Origin of the sequence: Pedobacter westerhofensis, assembly GCF_900182595.1 — a bacterium.
Taxonomy (GTDB): Bacteria; Bacteroidota; Bacteroidia; order Sphingobacteriales; family Sphingobacteriaceae; genus Pedobacter; species Pedobacter westerhofensis.
The window spans coordinates 132,947-148,377 of the sequence record NZ_FXTN01000013.1 but is presented as its reverse complement, the minus strand read 5'-3'; the positions used below and the strand labels follow the sequence as shown (position 1 = coordinate 148,377).

At 42.8% G+C, this 15,431-nt stretch carries 18 protein-coding genes; 13 read left to right on the top strand and 5 right to left on the bottom strand.

Annotated elements, in window-relative coordinates; genetic code table 11:
* Positions 1 to 109 precede the first annotated feature (109 nt).
* Entirely contained in the window at positions 110 to 1,171 is a 1,062-nt protein-coding gene (locus FN831_RS23005; protein WP_142530553.1) for a glycoside hydrolase family 130 protein, read from the top strand.
* A 35-nt stretch (positions 1,172 to 1,206) separates the two neighbouring features.
* Positions 1,207 to 1,626, top strand: coding sequence for a putative quinol monooxygenase (locus tag FN831_RS23000; RefSeq protein ID WP_142530552.1), 420 nt, complete (start codon positions 1,207 to 1,209; stop codon positions 1,624 to 1,626).
* Between the two features lie 56 nt (positions 1,627 to 1,682).
* Here FN831_RS23000 and FN831_RS27975 read toward each other — a convergent pair whose 3' ends face one another.
* On the bottom strand, positions 1,683 to 1,904 hold the full coding sequence (locus FN831_RS27975) for a DUF1569 domain-containing protein (protein WP_221931389.1): 222 nt from the start codon (positions 1,902 to 1,904) through the stop codon (positions 1,683 to 1,685).
* A gap of 438 nt (positions 1,905 to 2,342) precedes the next feature.
* Here FN831_RS27975 and FN831_RS22990 point away from each other — a divergent pair, with 438 nt between their 5' ends.
* On the top strand, positions 2,343 to 2,519 hold the full coding sequence (locus FN831_RS22990) for a DUF3606 domain-containing protein (RefSeq protein ID WP_142530551.1): 177 nt from the start codon (positions 2,343 to 2,345) through the stop codon (positions 2,517 to 2,519).
* Positions 2,520 to 2,606: 87 nt separating this feature from the next.
* Here the strand turns inward: FN831_RS22990 and FN831_RS22985 are convergent, their stop codons facing one another.
* Together FN831_RS22985 and FN831_RS22980 are read right to left on the bottom strand one after the other, a co-directional pair.
* Positions 2,607 to 3,452, bottom strand: a complete 846-nt coding sequence (locus FN831_RS22985; RefSeq protein ID WP_142530550.1) for an SDR family oxidoreductase — start codon at positions 3,450 to 3,452, stop codon at positions 2,607 to 2,609.
* Between the two features lie 70 nt (positions 3,453 to 3,522).
* On the bottom strand, positions 3,523 to 5,733 hold the full coding sequence (locus FN831_RS22980; RefSeq protein ID WP_142530549.1) for a hypothetical protein: 2,211 nt from the start codon (positions 5,731 to 5,733) through the stop codon (positions 3,523 to 3,525).
* Between the two features lie 835 nt (positions 5,734 to 6,568).
* Between FN831_RS22980 and FN831_RS22975 the strand changes: the two genes are divergently transcribed.
* The 6 genes from FN831_RS22975 to FN831_RS22950 all read left to right on the top strand — a co-directional run bounded on the left by FN831_RS22975 (position 6,569) and on the right by FN831_RS22950 (position 11,264).
* Complete coding sequence (locus FN831_RS22975; RefSeq protein ID WP_142530548.1) at positions 6,569 to 7,063, top strand: BLUF domain-containing protein; 495 nt, start codon at positions 6,569 to 6,571, stop codon at positions 7,061 to 7,063.
* Positions 7,064 to 7,179: 116 nt separating this feature from the next.
* Positions 7,180 to 7,554 (top strand): cupin domain-containing protein, encoded by a 375-nt coding sequence (locus tag FN831_RS22970; protein WP_142530547.1) that lies wholly within the window; start codon positions 7,180 to 7,182, stop codon positions 7,552 to 7,554.
* 1 nt (position 7,555) lies between these two features.
* A complete protein-coding gene (locus FN831_RS22965) occupies positions 7,556 to 7,750 on the top strand; it encodes a cupin domain-containing protein (RefSeq protein ID WP_142530546.1) in 195 nt (64 codons plus the stop codon).
* Positions 7,751 to 8,189: 439 nt separating this feature from the next.
* Positions 8,190 to 8,693, top strand: coding sequence for a GNAT family N-acetyltransferase (locus tag FN831_RS22960; protein ID WP_142530545.1), 504 nt, complete (start codon positions 8,190 to 8,192; stop codon positions 8,691 to 8,693).
* Between the two features lie 36 nt (positions 8,694 to 8,729).
* The gene (locus FN831_RS22955; protein WP_142530544.1) at positions 8,730 to 10,514 is read left to right on the top strand and encodes a DUF885 domain-containing protein; all 1,785 of its coding nucleotides are present in this window, start codon (positions 8,730 to 8,732) and stop codon (positions 10,512 to 10,514) included.
* Positions 10,515 to 10,526: 12 nt separating this feature from the next.
* On the top strand, positions 10,527 to 11,264 hold the full coding sequence (locus tag FN831_RS22950) for an SDR family NAD(P)-dependent oxidoreductase (RefSeq protein ID WP_142530543.1): 738 nt from the start codon (positions 10,527 to 10,529) through the stop codon (positions 11,262 to 11,264).
* Positions 11,265 to 11,351: 87 nt separating this feature from the next.
* On the opposite strand, the gene FN831_RS22945 is transcribed toward FN831_RS22950, so the two are convergent.
* On the bottom strand, positions 11,352 to 12,716 hold the full coding sequence (locus tag FN831_RS22945; RefSeq protein WP_262711899.1) for an amidase: 1,365 nt from the start codon (positions 12,714 to 12,716) through the stop codon (positions 11,352 to 11,354).
* A gap of 181 nt (positions 12,717 to 12,897) precedes the next feature.
* Between FN831_RS22945 and FN831_RS28495 the strand changes: the two genes are divergently transcribed.
* The 3 genes from FN831_RS28495 to FN831_RS28490 are packed head-to-tail and all read left to right on the top strand — an operon-like array spanning position 12,898 to position 13,764.
* The gene (locus tag FN831_RS28495; protein ID WP_185960581.1) at positions 12,898 to 13,173 is read left to right on the top strand and encodes an AraC family ligand binding domain-containing protein; all 276 of its coding nucleotides are present in this window, start codon (positions 12,898 to 12,900) and stop codon (positions 13,171 to 13,173) included.
* Entirely contained in the window at positions 13,119 to 13,595 is a 477-nt protein-coding gene (locus FN831_RS22935; protein ID WP_142530540.1) for a hypothetical protein, read from the top strand. Before FN831_RS28495 ends, FN831_RS22935 begins: the two co-directional genes overlap by 55 nt.
* Positions 13,555 to 13,764 (top strand): helix-turn-helix domain-containing protein, encoded by a 210-nt coding sequence (locus tag FN831_RS28490; RefSeq protein WP_142530539.1) that lies wholly within the window; start codon positions 13,555 to 13,557, stop codon positions 13,762 to 13,764. Before FN831_RS22935 ends, FN831_RS28490 begins: the two co-directional genes overlap by 41 nt.
* Positions 13,765 to 13,776: 12 nt before the next feature.
* Here the strand turns inward: FN831_RS28490 and FN831_RS22925 are convergent, their stop codons facing one another.
* Positions 13,777 to 14,340 (bottom strand): Crp/Fnr family transcriptional regulator, encoded by a 564-nt coding sequence (locus tag FN831_RS22925; protein ID WP_142530538.1) that lies wholly within the window; start codon positions 14,338 to 14,340, stop codon positions 13,777 to 13,779.
* 110 nt (positions 14,341 to 14,450) lie between these two features.
* Between FN831_RS22925 and FN831_RS22920 the strand changes: the two genes are divergently transcribed.
* Entirely contained in the window at positions 14,451 to 15,422 is a 972-nt protein-coding gene (locus FN831_RS22920; protein WP_142530537.1) for a zinc-binding dehydrogenase, read from the top strand.
* Positions 15,423 to 15,431: the final 9 nt, after the last annotated feature.

The following is a 15,431-nucleotide window of genomic DNA, read 5'->3' as shown; positions in this document are numbered from 1 at the left end:
CCTTACTTGGAACTCAGAACCTTCAGCTCCCTTTTTTCTTCTATAAGCTAAATGCCCCAAAACTTTCATCGCCCTGGAACGTTGACATTTAAATACCTAACCTCAGCATATGAAAGATCTGGCTACCCGTTTTCCGCAAAATCCACTGTTATTACCTAAAGATATAGCTGCAAGTGCAGATAATTTACAAGTCATTTGTCTGCTGAATCCCGGAGTTTTCACTTTTGAAGGAAAGACCTGGTTACTGGTCCGGGTAGCTGAAAGTGTGAAACAGATAGAAGGATGGGCTTTTATTCCAACTTTAGATGAAGATGGAAAGCTGGTGGTGATGGAAGTTCCCCTCAATGATCCCGACCTCATTGCAACTGATGCGCGCATATATAATTATAAGGGATTGGATTATCTGACCACTGTTTCTCATTTGCGCTTATTGAGCAGTAATGATGGGATTAATTTTGCGGAGGAGCATGAGTTCCCCGGACTCTTTGGCAAAGGAAAATTGGAGCGGTATGGAATTGAGGATTGCAGAGTAACTTTTATAGATAACAGTTATCATCTGACTTATACCGCAGTTTCCGATAGTGGTGTGGCGGTAGGGTTGAGGACTACCAGTGACTGGAAAAACTTTGATCACAGAGGCTTAATTTTGCCTCCTCATAATAAGGATGTCTGTCTCTTTGAAGAGAAAATCAATGGAAAGTATTATGCGCTTCATCGTCCGAGCAGCAAGGATTTGGGCGGTAATTACATCTGGCTGGCTGAATCACCTGATAAGTTACATTGGGGAAACCACAAGTGTATCCTTAAAACACGAACAGGCTTTTGGGACAGTGCCAGAGTGGGGGCAGGAGCAGCACCAATAAAAACTGAAAAGGGTTGGCTGGAAATCTATCACGGCGCCACCGCCGAACACAGATATTGTCTGGGGGCATTTCTAATGGATTTGGATGATCCGTCAATTGTTAAGGCACGCAGCGTTGATCCGATCATGGTTCCTACAGAACGTTATGAACTCAGCGGATTTTTCGGGTTTGTTGTTTTCACAAACGGACACCTTGTAAATGGGGATCAATTGACTATTTACTATGGGGCAGCTGATGAATTTGTATGTGGGGCCACATTTTCAATTCAGGAGATCATGTCTGTATTGGTAGATGAACCCTATCAATAATAGTAATATTTGCACCAAACAAATAATAACATCACATGAAGAGCTTGACAACCATCAAATTTTTATTGATCTGCCTGGCTATACTTATGGCAAGTCATCAACAATCCAAAGCCCAGCTTAGTGCAAAAAAAGTTCGTATTGCCAGGCTTGAAATCTATCCGGAATATCTTGAAGCTTATAAAGTTGCACTTGCGGAGCATGCCGCAGCTGCTGTAAAGTCTGAACCGGGCGTACTGGCTTTACAAGCCGTTTATGATAAGGCACATCCTGCACAAGTTACCGTGTTTGAAATGTATGCAAGTGAAAATGCTTACCAGGCACATCTTAAAGCACCACATTTTCTGAAGTACAAGAACGGCACATTAAAGATGGTTAAAACACTTGAATTGATTGAAACCGAACCCATCGCCATTGAGATCAAACCGGTGCTTACAGAAATGAGAAGTAATAAGTAAAACTGCTCATCCGTAATTGGATAAGCAGGTAAAGGAACTGGATTATTTATTTGCGGTTAAAGTCCGAATTGTCTTAAATGATGATCAAAATGTTTCCATTGCATAATTGCCCATTCTTCTAGTGTGAGCGGGCCAAAAAATACGTGTGTCTGTGTGGTACATTTTGCTGCTCCTCCTGCTGAAAAACTGTGGATTTGTGAAATTACTTTTTGTTTTTCGGACGCAAAATCAGGATTTCCGGTGATGATATAGGTATCGTCTGTTTGACTGTTTTTCATAAATGGGTTTTTCCCCAAAATATTTGCCTTTCAGCATCTTTCCAATGAATCTGAGAAAAGCATTAAGTTTCTTTGGTGAATTGAGTCCCATAGCTGTTTCTAACGAGGCGTTACAATGTGCCAGCATCTGATTAACATTCATTTTTCCCCATTGCCTTTGTGCATCTGGCTTCAGTTTCTCTAATCTTGTGAGAATCTCATTTGTATCAGATGGATTGAATAAGTTGTTCATATTGTTTTTAGTTTATCCTTCAAAGGTGCAGGTGACTATTGACAACAGTTTGTCAGTAATCTAAAAAATAGTTTAAATCTATATGTTGCACGCACTGGATTTATTCAAAGGCCTGGTCACTTTACTACTCTCCCACAGGATAATCTGAAAAATTTAAAACAGTTACAACCCACTGGTGTTTGACAGATGAACCAAAATTAGAGACTATGTCAGACGATAAAACTAAACAAGGAGCCAGAGACGATAACAATATCGACGCTCATGATGCAAGTGAGGTAGAATATGCAGCTAAACAATTCAGTGTGACACCACAACAAATTCGGGACGCTATTGCTGAAGTTGGTAACTCCCGCGCAGCTGTAGAAAAATATCTGAAAAAATAAACATAGACAGGTTATAGCAAATAAGGCCTTACATACAGTAAGACCTTATTTGTCATAACATGGATCAAATTGTAGCAGGCTTATTTATCAGCCATTAACAACCTCACCACCGTTGATATGAATTACCTGTCCGGTGATAAAAGATGAATCTTCTGAAGCCAGGAACACATACGCCGGGCCTACCTCGGAAGGTTGGCCTGCCCGTTTCATTGCAGTTTCACTCCCAAATTCCCTGATCTTTTTTTCATCGAAGGTAGCAACGATAAGCGGAGTCCATACCGGGCCTGGGGCAACAGCATTTACACGGATCTTTTTTTCCGCCAGGTTAGTAGCAAGTGATCTGGTAAAACTTGTAATAGCTCCTTTGGTTGAAGAGTAATCAATCAGGTTAGGGGAGGAGCGGTAAGCGGTAACTGATGTGGTGTTAATGATAGAATCGCCTTCAGCCATGTATTCCAAAGCCTCATTTGCAAAATGAAAGTAAGCATAAATGTTTGTACGGAATGTGAGATCCAGCTGTTTTTCATCAATGGCTTTAGGGTCTTTCTGCGGAAACTGCATACCTGCATTATTTACGAGGATATTTAATTTTCCCAGTTTTTGAACAGTGATGGTTACTGCCTTTTTACAGAATGCAGCCTTACTGACGTCACCTTTGATCAGGATACATTTTCGTCCTTCAGCTTCTATCAATCGTTTGGTCTCTTTGGCGTCGACATCTTCGTTCAGATAAACAATGGCCAGATCGGCCCCTTCACGTGCAAAGTGAATACTAACGGAGCGGCCAATACCAGAGTCGCCGCCTGTGACCAGGGCCACCTTATTTTTTAATTTTTGAGAACCTGTGTAACTGTCTTTGATATATTCTGGTGCCGGATGCATCTCAGCTTCGATGCCTGGTTGTTTATGTTGTTTTGCCGGAGTTTTTGCCATAATACTTAAGCTTTTATAGGGTTTATGCTATAACCATGATGAGATTAATAATGTTTTTGCGGTTCAAAAATCACTTCCGGTGCGACCAGCTTAATTCAACTTTTTGGTTGCCGTTAACTGCAAATTCTATGTTGCCATTTTTAACCTGTTTTCCAGTAATAACCTGATGGCCTTTTATTGTAAGCGTTATCTCTGGCAACTTTTTGCGGCCGGTTTTCACAACCATCAGACGGCAAGTGCAGCTTTCATCTCCAAGGATGCCGAAATGTATATTTTTACCCTTTTGTGCAGTAAAGCCGGAAGTAGGGTAGTCTACATAGATCATAAATTCTTCACCACTTACTTTCATGAAGTGACGTGGTAAGATCCCGAATGCGTTTCCGGCACCATAAACCTCTTGCCCTACGGTGCCCGACTTCAACCATCCATCCTGCAAATCCTCCAGGGCAATCCAGAGTTTGGGATCAACCTCCCCGATCTTTGGTTTATCCTCCAGCATTTCAGACGGAAGCACAGTTGGATAATAGTACATTGCCCGGTCTACCAGATAACGGATAAACTCTGCAATGAGCAATTTTACTGAAGGCAAAATATCAACTCCTTCTGCGTGCTTCAGGTAGTCGTGGAGGGCACAAAATACCTCCTGCTCTTCGTAAGCAGCTGTATATGGAGCATCGTTTAAAGGATAAAGGGAGAAGAACTTTGGAAAGTTTTTACCATATCCGTAATTACAATCCCATAGCTGTACATTTCTGAATATGCCGGCAAGGCAAGTATAACTGAGGTTCAGGTATAGCTCATTTTTTGTAATCTTATATAGACGCAGGAGTGCCCCTGCAGAAAATGCCGTATTATTGGCCTGATAAAACAATTCGAATCCATAGCCCTCCAATGTTTTTGCTGCCTTTTCAGCTTCTTCCAGATATTTCTTTTGTCCTGTCAACTCATGAGCCTGCAGCATTACATGTGCAAAAATTCCTGCCACGTCCTTTTCACCGCCTTTGCCCTCCGCTGTCTCTGCTTTGATTACTTCCAGGGTGTCCATTTTGTAAAATACCGGCCATCTGTATCTGAAGTGGTGTGCGACCTTTATAGCGAAGTCAATAGAGTCCAGAAACAGCTTCTCCGCCGTTTTATCGCCCTTTAGTGCCAGCCGCGAGAGGTTAAGCAGCGGGTGGTGAAGATACCATGAATCCATAACCCGGGGAACTTTCTGCTCTTCTTCACCTTTGAGTTTATCTTCTGCTGCGGGTAACCAGCGCATAATTGTTTTCAGCTTTTCGTCATAGAAAGCAGGCAGGCCATCTTTGATTACCTTCATGACCGGTTGTTCGGTTTTGCTCCATTCCACATAATCCAGTAAAGGCAATAAAACTGCCAGCTGCACCATGATCTCCGGCGGCGTTTCATAGTCGCTCACATAGGCGTTGACATATTGGTGACCAGCTACCTGCGACCAGCACCCGGGGCTGTCTATCAGATCTTTCAATCCGTGATCAAGTACATCCGGCCAGTTCTGATATTTGGTTTTTGGTTTTGGCAGCATGCAATAGAGTGCAGCCAGCATCTTAAGATAGAGTTGGATAATTTCCGGTTCTTCGGTTACAACATCCGTGGAGAAAGCCACAAAGGCATCAGTGAGCGTAACTTCTTTTCCTGCCTTTAATGGTTTGTTAGCTGGTGGCAGCGAGAACCCCAGTTCCGGCCAGTTGCCACCTACGGTATCACCGGCAGAAGTCTCTGTTTGCTCACAGTACGCTGACAGTGCAGTGAGGTTTTGCAGATATAAAATACTTGCAGATGCAGGCTTAGTCTGAGTAAGATAAATAAATCCCGTACGGGTTCCAAACTGGCTGGCATGAATGGTTCCTTTCGTTTTTTCAGGTTCCTGCTTGTCATTACTGAATAGTATATCTTTGGGCCAGTAAGGGATATGTAAATCTTGCGCTGGTGTGAGCGTGGTCACATATCTTAATACAGGAAAGGCTCCATCCTCATTAATGGTGATTAAAATATCCTGCCTGCCTGAGACCGATACAAATGTTAATTGTATACCGTCTTCAATTGTGCCGGTTTTTTCAATAGCCAAACTTCCGCCAGGGCTATACGCGGCTCTAAACATCGCGTTACCACCATTAGGCATAGTTGTATTCACCCAAATAGAATCATCCGTAGCCTGAACCACGAAAATAAACTGACCTGCTGTTCTGGTATAAAATATTTCACTGGCTTCTACCAGGTCAGCATTAGCAGACAACGCCCAGGGTGATAGTGCATTCACAACAGTTTGGATTAGATGAGTTTTTTCGACAACAACTTTAGGCGCTAAAGGTTCAGCAAACCTTCCTATCGCTTTCGTAATGTACACTGATTGCACCGTACAAGAAGCGAGGCGCTAAGGCGGGCGCAGTAGCAGCCTATGAAGATATTAAACAAGCTATTTGGGCAGTGGTGGTTACTGTACCCTTCTACCGAATGGTTGGGCGCTGCCGAATTTGATAACGATGGTTGACCGTACACTTTATCCGGCAGATAAGTATCCTGACGGGCAATGGGATTACTAACGTTTTTACTTTAGCCACTTTGATCAGGCTGTGAACGATATGGAAGCCGATATCCTGCCGGGCACTGGGTACCTTTAGAAAGCAAACAGGAAATTATCGGGACTATACGTTCGTGGATTAAACTAAAAGGAGTAACACGAGGTTAAACAAAAAAGGCCTCTAAACTAAGTTTGGAAGCCTCTCTGTTTTAATCAAAAATAGGGTAAATATCCCTGTTAATTATACTGCAGGTGTTGCTGCTGCAACTTTTACCATTGCTTTTTTAATCTTTCTAGGTATTCTGGTTTTTGGTGCAGCTGCTGCTGCATTCGTGTCTTTTGCCATTTTGATTTTAGATTATCTTTGTAAAGCTGGCCTTTATATGTGCCAACTGTGGCAAGGTACACTAAATAATACTGTAAAAACCTATAAAGGGATGCTTGCAGGAATTTAAAGGTGTATAAACAAGTATTTAATAACACTAATAAGTGTGATTGTTTTTACGGTAATCTTTATTACCATAGTTATGGTATAGATTTGGCTCACCTCGATAATCAATGTAACAACTCATATATGGAACATCACATCATTTATATCAGTACTGCCAGTTATTTAATGACAGAGGATGAACTGACAAGTCTCCTGGAGCAGTCCAGGGCATGGAACCTGGATCATGGTATAACCGGATTGCTGATTTATATTAAAGGTTTGTTTGTTGACCCTTCCTCGGCAGATTTGGAGGCCAAACTAACGGGCCGCTTTATGCAGGTACTGGAAGGATCAAAAGAGGAGCTGGATTACATTTTCAAGAATATCAGCTCTGATAAAAGACACCAGGACCTGATCCTCATAGAAAATGTGCCAATATCTCAGCGTGATTTTGAATCCTGGCAAATGGGCTTTCATAGTTACACACTCGATGAATTTAAAAATAGCCCGGGATACTTCAACCTTGATGACTTTGGAGGAAAAGATGGACAGAAAGTGTTTAACAATCCTGCTCTGCAATTTATGAAGTCATTTTATCTCCGGAGTTTAAGCGATAATACCCCTTATACCAATCACTAACTTTACCATGCGGCTAAGCTTGCCGGGCTGTCAAATTGATTTGTTAACCGAGGTGCATTAATACCTGTTCCTCACCTGATAATTTTGTTTCATGATTAACAATAAAACAAATGATCATGACAAACAAAACCTCAATGAACAGCATTACAAAAACTGCAGGATATATCAAGCTCATACGTTCAGTTGACAGTAATCACACCAGTGTTATTGAACTGAATATTCTTCCGGGAGAAAAAATGCCCTGGCATTACCATACTTTATTTTCAGAAACATTTACGGTGGTAAAAGGGAACCTGCAGGTATTGTTAACCCCTGATTTATCGTTAAGGAAAAGCTTTGAATTTATAACTCAAAAAACAAAATATTATGGATACCTCAAACAGGCCCCGATTACGGTAGATCCTAAAGGTGGAAAAATATTATCAATAGCAGGCGGTAACCACCGATACTGGTTTCGGGCAGGCAAACAATGGCGCATTTTCAACTATTGAGATGCTTGTGCCTTCACAAAACGGCCCGGGGCCGCATTCCCATGCCAATTTTTACGAATTCTTTTATATCGTTGATGGCGAAGTAGAAGTACATTCTGAGGCAGGGGCCTATACAGCGAAAAGGGGCTCTTTTGTAGTAGTACCAGAAGGTGGAATAAAACATTATTTTAAAAATGTAGGTGATCAGGTAGCCTAGCTGAAATATGGATAGGATGGGGAATGCCATAATCTGTATCTTTTTTTGTTTTCCGTTTGTTATCAACTGTTGTGATACAAGAATAGGTGTTGATTAAATAAAGAATGATTCTGATTTCAAAGTAAAGGACGTAAATTCAAATATAACATGACATGAATATAAGAGACTTATGCTTAATCAGAATTCCAGCATGAATATTATATTTCAGTGAAAAAGTATTATAAAGCAAAGGTTTGAATTAATTTTTTGAACACATATTTTATTTTTTCGTTCATTACTACAAATCAAACAGAACATATGAGTACAGAAATTAAAATGACGCTGTTGACAGGCGGAATCCGGGAACTAAACAAAACATGGCTTTAAATCTGGTGGAAAATGGAATTCGATTTTAAATCTGGTGCCATGAAGATAAAGCCGCGGCAGCATATAAACACATATGAAACAAGAAATAATTACTGACAGGCTGATGCTATCAGCACTACAGATCACTGATGCTGAGTTTATATTTGATTTACTCAACAGCCCGGGATGGCTGCAGTTTGTGGGAGACCGGAATATTAGGGATATAAAAGATGCTGAAGCTTATATCAAAAAAATACAAGACAACCCATTAACGAAGTTCTGGACAGTAAAATTAAAAGACGACGCAAGACCAATGGGGATTGTTAGCTATGTGAAGCGTGAATATTTAACTGAGCATGATCTTGGTTTTGCTTTTTTGCCGGCGTATGTAAAGCAGGGATATGCCTATGAAGCCAGCAGGGCTGTACTACACAGTCTTGCATCGAAGGATGCTCCTGTAAAAATCCTGGCGATCACTGCAATGAATAACCTGAGTTCGGTACGTTTGCTGGATAAGCTGGGTTTTGTGTTTGACAGTCAGATTGAAGTGGAAGAACGCAAACTGAGATTATATAAATTTATTAAGGGCGGTAATTAATCCAATAATTTCATCATTAACTACTATTATACATCTATGAAAAATATGTTTTGGCTTACTATGATCTATGCATCCGCAACGCTGTGTATTTCTCCTTTTGGCGCAAAACTGCAAACCAAAGAAATTTCCGGTAAGTCATGGGTTGTAAAATCTAATCAGTATACGGCTTTGTTGGTTGATCTGGAAAAAAAATATACGCCTGAATATGGCTCTTCACAGGGCTTTGCAGAATACGACACACAGATTAGTGTACCTACAGCAGCAAATCAGCTGGCGCGACGGGAAGAAGGACAGTTGCTGGTAAAAAAGTACACTGCCAGTTTAAATACTGAAAAGGATATGGCTGTGAGACAGGATCTCAAAGTGTTGATCGGCTATCTTAACCTGGGCTTTCGCCGGCAGGATTTTGAAAACAGCAGAAAGGTGCCATTTCTCAATGCCGCCACGGATATCTACGCTGGACTGGAGAGCCTGCTGGATGCGCAAACGGCCGAGTCGAGGCGTAGTGCCGCGGTGCTGAGGATGAGAAAATATGCAGGCATGGAACCAGGTTACCGCCCATTGACCGAGATCCTGCGTGAGCGTACCGCCAAACAGATTGCCGGAAAAAATATGATCTATCCCTCAGCCCGGCAAATGGAAGTAGATCTTTCGAGGAGCAGCGGCATTGTAAGCGGCATCGCCGAACTCTGTAAACAATATCACCTCAAGGGCTGGGAAGAACCTTATCAGAAATTAAAGACAGAAATAGAAGAATATAACATCTGGCTGAAACAACATGTGCTCGGCAAGGCCCGAACGGATAACCGCCTGCCTGCGGAAGAATACGCGCTGGGACTCGAAGAATATGGTGTAGATATACCTCCAGCAGAACTCGCAATAATGGCACACGCCGCATTTACCAGCATTCAGAATGAAATGAAGCCTATCGCAAAACAGATTGCAGAGCAGCGCCACTTTTCGTCTGCAGATTACAGAGATGTGATTGCTGAACTAAAAAAGGAGCAGATTCATGGCGATTCTATTATTCCGCTCTATGAAAGGCACTTAAAGGATATCGAAGGGATTATTCGTAAGCAACATCTGGCTACCCTGCCCGCCAGGCCTGCTATGATCAGGCTTGCTACGGCCGGAGAAACATCCAGAATTCCGGCACCATACATGGTTCCACCGCCATTCCTGAATAATACCGGTCAGCGTGGTGTTTTTGTACTGCCGCTCAACTTGCCCGCAGCACCGGGAGAAAGAGCAATCAATAAATATGATGATTTCACCTTTGATGCTGTTTCCTGGACATTGATTGCGCACGAATCAAGGCCGGGCCACGAAATGCAGTTTGATAAGATGATAGAGGAGGGCGTCTCTCAGGCGCGTGCATTATATGCTTCTAACTCTACAAATTTAGAAGGCTGGGGCTTGTATGCCGAATATATCGTCATGCCTTATATGCCACTTGAAGGCCAACTCCTTTCGCTTAACTACAGATTGCTGAGAGCTGCCCGCGCTTTCATGGATCCTGAGATCCAGGCGGGTAAAATAACGCCCCAGCAGGTACTCGAGGTCCTGACAAAGGATCTGGTATATTCAAAAGCATATGCGCAGCAGGAGGTAGAGCGGTATTCGCTGAGTGCTCCCGGACAGGCCAATAGTTATTTCTATGGTTTTACGAGGATGATTAAATTAAGGAAGGATACAGAAGCTGCTTTAGGTGCTAAATTTAATGCGATGCGTTTTCATGATTTTATCCTTTCACAGGGCTTACTGCCGCCTGCACTCATTCGTGAAGCCGTTATAAACGAGTTTATACCTTCCGAAAATTAAATTAGTGAACATATGAAAAAAGTATTTATTACAGGAGCCAATAAAAGTATTGGACTGGAAACTGCCCGGCAGTTATTAAAACAGGGATATTATGTTTTTTTAGGTACCCGCGACTTAAAAAAAGGTCGGGATGCAATTGAAAAGCTTAATACTGAAGGCCTGACTGAAGTAGAAGCTGTGCAGATTGACGTAACAGATCCGCAATCGGTAAAGGATGCACGCAACGAAATTGGTAACAAAACCAAAGTATTGGATGCATTGGTTAATAATGTAGGAATGAGCGGCGGTATGCCCCAACCACCATTGACGGCCGATGTTGAAATCATGGAGCTGGTATTTAATACAAACTTCTATGGTGCAGTGAGGGTAACCCAGGCTTTCATCGACTTATTGGAGAAATCGGGCCAACCCCGGATTGTAAATGTTTCTTCAGCTTTGGGTTCTCTTACACTAAGGAGCGATCCCAGCTTTAAATATCATGAGTATAAAGTGTCAATCTACGGCCCATCGAAAGCGGCGCTGAATATGTACACGATTGCGCTCGCTGATGAACTTCGCGAAAAGTCATTTAAGGTAAATGCTGTTGATCCTGCTTTTACAGCTACGGATTTTAACAATCACCGTGGCGCCGGAAGTGTTAATGAGGCAGGTGCAAGAATAGTAAAATATGTAACGATTGGCGAAGAAGGGCCAACTGGAAAATTCATTAGTGAAGAAATAAATCCTGAAACAGGAGATATACCCTGGTGATCAGCCATATTAGTTAACTTAAAATCAGGAGGGCAGAATTGATGACCTGCTCTGCAATTTCACAGAGTAGGTCATCAATTTTTCTATTTAAGCTATTGCCTGGCTTAAATTATAAACATGGTTGTCTGGCCTGCGGTTTTTCCAGGGTTGGGCGAGCTCTAATTGTGCTGCTAAAGTAAAAAGGGTAGCTTCGTTGCCGATTTTTGTTGAGAATGTTATGCCAATAGGCATTCCGGATCTGGTCCATCCTAAAGGCAAAGTCATTGCCGGGGCACCTGAAATATTGAACACCTGACCGAATGGCGCAACTTCGCAGGCTTCTTTCACCCAGTTATGCCAGGTCACGTCCTGGGAATGACTATTTTTCTTCTCTGCCAGAGGTGCCTGGATCGCATTTGTAGGTGTAATCATTACATCATAATTTTCAAAAAAGGCACCTACTGTCCGCGATACGGTATTTGAATAATCAACTGCCGTTATAAGGTGCTGCGAAGAATAAGCCATTCCATCATAAAATCCGCTAAGGCTACTTTTTTCCAGGGTGCTTGCAGATATCTCTCTTCCCGTTAGGGCGGCCAAATTGTTTATACCATAAGCGGTATAGCAGGCCCAGATTGTTTCCATGCAGCTCAGTAGCCTTTGTTCATCAAGAGTAAAGCGATCTGAATCTACATGATGGCCCAGTGATTGGCATAAGTGTGCAGCCTGTAAAGTTGCCTCCAAAACTTCAGCGTCTACATTGGCGCTTATCCAGGGCTGCAGGTTTAAAGCAATTTTAAGCATTGCTGGTTTTGCCAGCATTGCTGAACGATAGGATGCCTTACCTTTTGGAGTATGATAAAATTCACCTGGTGCCGGACCTGCTGTTGCGTCCAGTACGGCGGCAGAATCTCTAACTGTTCTCGTTAAAACATGTTCAGTGGCCAGGCCAAGGAAAAACTGGCCGGCACCGGGGCCTACAGGGTTAAGGTTTCTGCTGGGCTTGAGGCCTACAAGACCACTAAATCCTGATGGGATACGTATCGAACCTGCCAGGTCTGTGGCGTGGGCAATGGGAACTATCCCTGCAGCTACAGCAGCCGCAGAGCCTCCGGATGAACCACCGGGAGAAAGGTCTAGATTCCATGGGTTACGCGTTATACCACAGGCCAGCGATTCTGTGACTGTTGATCCCCCAAATTCAGGAGTTGTTGTACGGCCTAAAATATTAAGCCCTGCCTTTTTATACCTCGCTACCAGTTCAGTATCATGATCAAATTTTACTCCACACGCTAGTCTGCTACCCATTTCGGCATTTTTATTTGCCTCATAGGCTCCCAGGTCTTTTAGTAGCATTGGAACACCTTCATATGGCTGTGAGCGTGCTGAGAGTGTATTGTCCGTTACTGCGCGGTCTGCATAGTATTCTACTACAGAATTCAGTTTGGTATCAATGGCTGCAATCGCCTTGATTGCGCATGATGCAACTTCAGACTTGGTTACTTCTTTTTTCTTAATCAGCTCTGCCAGGGCTAAGCCATCCAGAACACTGTATTCACGTAAATTCAGTTTATATGTTTTTGATGTGGCAAATTTATACTGATTAAGTGCTTAGCCATCTGTACTATTTTGCTATAAATGAGTAGATTTGTGCGTGAAACAGAACCTTTATTATCCCTTTGAAATTCTTTATAAAGAAGTTGATCAATGTTCAAAACAGGGCTACAGCCAGAATTTTTTTGAACTGGTATATGTGGTAGAAGGAAGTGGTGTACAGCATATCAATAACAATGTATTTAATTATGCTACGGGACATTTATTGCTGATACACCGGAAGACTTTAATTCTTTTGAAGTCCATACAAAAACCAGCTTTTTGTTTGTTCTTTTCAACAACATCTATATCAAATCTGATCCTGTTGGAGTTGTAGACAGGGAAAGGGCAGAATGGGTAAAGAAGTTAGAATTTATACTTCATCATGCCAGCCATTTGCCAGGATGTGTGCTGAAAACCGAAACTGATAAGACATTGGTGAGATCGCTGGCAAAGAGCATTGTGGACGAACTGCAGTGTAGCCACCTGTATAGCAGGGAATTGACCCAGCAGTTGATGAATAGCCTGATTATACTGGTGGCGAGGTCAATTGCCGCAGATTTACCCGACAAGCTTTCTCCTTTCACTGATCAAAAGTTGCTGAAGGTGTTCCAGTATATTCATGATCATATTCATGATCCGGAGAGGTTGAGGGTGGGCGTTATTGGTAAGAACTTTAACATTGCACACAACTATTTTGGTAAATTTTTTAAAAAACATGCCGGTGAGACGCTGCAGGAGTATATATATAAAGTATAAGGTTAAAATAATCGAGACAAGGCTGCTCAGTAGTGACATGAGGATAAATGAAATGGTTGACGAATTTAAGTTTTCTGACGAAAGTCACTTAAACAGGGTGTTTAAAAAGTACAAAGGAATGAGCCCCTCGTCTTTTCGGAAAAATGAGTTGGCAAAGTTTTTAGTTTAAGCACAGGGCAGGCTACTTTTTTACCCTGCTTAAGGTTTCCCGCGATACCCCGAGATAAGCTGCGATTGTCCGTAAGGACAATCGGGCCGGCAAGCTGGGATAGGTTTTTACAAAATGATCATATTTTTCTACCGCAGTAGAACTGATATTCAAATATATTCTCTGCTGGCTGGCATCATAGCTCCTGGCCAGCAGCTTGTCTATCAGCTGTTGTAAATTTGGTATTTTGAGCAGGAGCAGGTCAAGATTTTCTTTAGATATCAAAATCACCTCTGTGTCTTCAAGCGCATCGATGTTACTTTTTGCAGGTTTGCCCGTATTGTAGCTTTCATTATCGTTTACCCACCAGTTTTCTACAGCAAAACGGAGGATATGTTCGCTGCCGTCATTACTGATGCGATAAGCCCTGAGGCAGCCTTTAACCACAAAACAGCTGTATCTGCAAACTTCACCTTCATGAAGAAGAAACTGCCTTTTCCTGATTCTTCTGTGGACATGGACACTGCGGACCATTTCTATTTCTTCAGCACTGAGCGCTACCTGTTGGGTAATATAGGTGATAAAGGCCTCAAACATTTGCTCAAAATTACGAATAAAAATCGGTGATAAACGTCACCAAAAACTGGTGACAAACCTCCTTGGTTTGGGATGCCCGCATTTGCCACCTTCGTATAAAAAATAAACTCATGATAGCAACGCAAATAAAAGCAATTACCGTAGATGAGAATGATGAGCACCGCCTTGCCATTCGTACTGTTGATCTTGTACCGGCCCTGCAGGCTGAGGTTACAATCCGTATTACAGCAATTTCCCTCAACCGCGGAGAAGTAAGGAGGGCACTAACTACCAGTTTAACCGGCACCCGCCCCGGCTGGGATTTCGCAGGGATCATTGAAGATACCAATGGCGTAACAGATGCGCCCCCTGCAGGCAGCCGTGTGGCTGGTTTGCTGGCAGTAGGGTCATGGTGTGAGCTGGTGCATGTGCCCCTGGGCTCAATTGCAATGATCCCGGATGGAGTTTCCGATGCAGAAGCAGCCTGTATCCCCCTGGCGGGTTTAACCGCGCTGCACGCCATCCGCAAGGGCGGCTTTCTGCTGGGCAAAAAGGTTTTGATCAATGGTGCAAGCGGGGGAGTGGGTCAAATGGCTATTCAGCTGGCTGCCCTGGCCGGAGCTGTGGTGTATTCACATATCAGACAAGAGCATCACAGAATATTGGTAGAGGAGGCAAGCACAGGTGCCGTGATAACCGGGGCTACGCTCGATGAAGCAAAATCACATGGCCCTTTTGACTTTATCCTTGATTCTTTAGGCGGGGCATCGCTGTCGGCCGCAATGGGCATGCTAAAGAAAAATGGGACCTGTATCACGATAGGTGCTTCTGATAGTGCTACGGTAACCTTTGACAGCAATTTACTTTTTTTTGGCTCATCAGGTGCAGCATTAAAGTCGATGAATATATTCCATGAGATTGCTGCTGCCGGATCTTTAGCAGACGACCTTGAAATGTTGCTGGGTTTAGTGGCCAAAGGTAAATTGAAAATAAAAATTGGTACAGAAAAAGAATGGACAGAAATTTCAGCTGTTGCTACGGCATTGATGGAACGCAGGTTTAGCGGAAAAGCGGTTTTGCATCTGCCCGGTGCTTTGTTATAGGCTGGCTAG